Source organism: Neopararhizobium haloflavum (assembly GCF_002750855.1).
GTDB classification, from domain to species: Bacteria; Pseudomonadota; Alphaproteobacteria; order Rhizobiales; family Rhizobiaceae; genus Georhizobium; species Georhizobium haloflavum.
In genome coordinates, this window is the sequence record NZ_NWUC01000019.1 from 1 (window position 1) to 2,500 (window position 2,500).

The 2,500-nt window shown below is 58.2% G+C and carries 1 tRNA gene and 2 rRNA genes (1 of these 3 cut by a window edge); all 3 read right to left on the minus strand.

Going from position 1 to position 2,500, the window contains the following annotated elements:
- Positions 1–46: 46 nt before the first annotated feature.
- Positions 47–123 (minus strand) — tRNA-Met (locus CN673_RS20355).
- A 401-nt stretch (positions 124–524) separates the two neighbouring features.
- A 5S ribosomal RNA gene (gene rrf, locus CN673_RS20360) occupies positions 525–639 on the minus strand.
- A 458-nt stretch (positions 640–1,097) separates the two neighbouring features.
- Positions 1,098–2,500: ribosomal RNA gene (locus tag CN673_RS20370) — 23S ribosomal RNA — on the minus strand; it runs 1,487 nt beyond the window's last position.

Sequence of the window (2,500 nt, forward strand, 5' to 3'; positions counted from 1 at the left end):
GCCGCCCTGGAGGGCGGCGTTCAAGCGTTTGATAATGTGTAGGATTTGGTTGCGGGGGCAGGATTTGAACCTGCGACCTTCAGGTTATGAGCCTGACGAGCTACCGGGCTGCTCCACCCCGCGGTAATTATGAGCGTTCCGGGTGTTGCCCGGTGTTTTTGTTTTGCCGGTCCTCGAAGGCTTTGCCTTCTGCGGGTCGGCGGGGGCTGCTCCACCCCGCGGTAATTATGAGCGTTCCGGGTGTTGCCCGGTGTTTTTGTTTTGCCGGTCCTCGAAGGCTTTGCCTTCTGCGGGTCGGCGGGGGCTGCTCCACCCCGCGGTAATTATGAGCGTTCCGGGTGTATCCCGGTCTTGTCCCTGGCCGTTTTTGGCGGCCTGGGCTTTTGGGCAGCTCCTTGCCCTTTTGTTGGTGCCGCGGCGGGTTTGGCGCCGGCGGGTTCAACGTAAAAAGGCCGCTTGCGCGGCCTTGTTTCCCGGCCGAACGGCCTTTGTCTTCGTGAATGAGAATGCTTTGCGTTTTGCAGACCTGGCGGCGACCTACTCTCCCGCGTCTTGAGACGAAGTACCATCGGCGCTGGGGCGTTTCACGGCCGTGTTCGGAATGGGAACGGGTGCAGCCACCCCGCCAGAACCACCAGGTCGGCAAAAGGCAAAGCGTGTCCGTGCGCACGCACGACATGCTCTGCTTTGTTGTCGGACCGATATGCCTTTCCTTCTCGCTGGTCGCTCGAAGGGGACATCGGTCGGGCCATCCGGAAGGTTCTCGATCGAAGCCTCCGACAGCCAAAGCAAGCCCGTCATGCAGATTGCATGGACGTTTTCAGAGAAGCTGGTGAGCGTGAATCTCTTTTCGAACATGTCCAGGAGCAACCGTCTGGGCACCAGACGGAGGCGAGGCCTCCGCAAGGCCGAACGGCCGTCGCGCCGTCTGGCGCGCGACCACGCAGCGCCGCCCGGAGGGCGGAACAAGCGTGAGTTCAAACAATCAACAGCGCACGAATTGTGCGCCGCCGGTCGTCCGGCGCCCTCGCGGAGCATAGGGCCGTGAGGCCCGCTCATGCGTGAGCGCCTAAGATAATGACCATTGATCAATGAGAACGATCAAGCCGATCGAGCGATTAGTACCGGTAAGCTTCATGCGTTGCCGCACTTCCACACCCGGCCTATCAACGTGGTCGTCTTCCACGGCTCTGATAGGGAACACTCGTTTCAAGGTGGGTTTCCCGCTTAGATGCCTTCAGCGGTTATCCCTTCCGTATATAGCTACCCTGCTATGCCGTTGGCACGACAACAGGTCCACCAGAGATACGTCCATCCCGGTCCTCTCGTACTAGGGACAGATCCTTTCAATATTCCTACACCCACGGCAGATAGGGACCGAACTGTCTCACGACGTTCTGAACCCAGCTCACGTACCGCTTTAATTGGCGAACAGCCAAACCCTTGGGACCTGCTCCAGCCCCAGGATGCGATGAGCCGACATCGAGGTGCCAAACAACCCCGTCGATATGGACTCTTGGGGGTCATCAGCCTGTTATCCCCGGCGTACCTTTTATCCGTTGAGCGATGGCCCTTCCACGCGGGACCACCGGATCACTATGACCGACTTTCGTCTCTGCTCGACTTGTCAGTCTCGCAGTCAGGCGGGCTTATGCCATTGCACTCGACGAACGATTTCCGACCGTTCTGAGCCCACCATCGCGCGCCTCCGTTACTCTTTCGGAGGCGACCGCCCCAGTCAAACTACCCACCATACACTGTCCCGGACCCGGATGACGGGCCGCGGTTAGACATCCATGACGATAAGGGTGGTATTTCAAGGATGGCTCCACGCGAGCTGGCGCCCACGCTTCAAAGCCTACCACCTATCCTACACATGCCGACACGAATGCCAGTGTAAAGCTATAGTAAAGGTGCACGGGGTCTTTCCGTCTGACCGCAGGAACCCCGCATCTTCACGGGGAATTCAATTTCACTGAGTCTGCGTTGGAGACAGCGGGGAAGTCGTTACGCCATTCGTGCAGGTCGGAACTTACCCGACAAGGAATTTCGCTACCTTAGGACCGTTATAGTTACGGCCGCCGTTTACTGGGGCTTCGATTCAGAGCTTGCACCCCTCCTCTTAACCTTCCAGCACCGGGCAGGCGTCAGACCCTATACGTCGTCTTGCGACTTCGCAGAGCCCTGTGTTTTTGATAAACAGTCGCTACCCCCTGGTCTGTGCCACCCCACGCCACTTGCGTGATATGGGGTCACGCTTCTTCCGAAGTTACGCGTGCAATTTGCCGAGTTCCTTCAACGCAGTTCTCTCAAGCGCCTTGGTATACTCTACCTGACCACCTGTGTCGGTTTCGGGTACGGTCTATAATGATGGAGCTGTTTCCTGGAACCGCTAAGCAGCCCACCCAATCCAATAAGGGTGAACAACACTCGCAATCCGTCACTACCACCAGGCCCACGAATATTAACGTGGTTCCCATCGACTACGCATTTCTGCCTC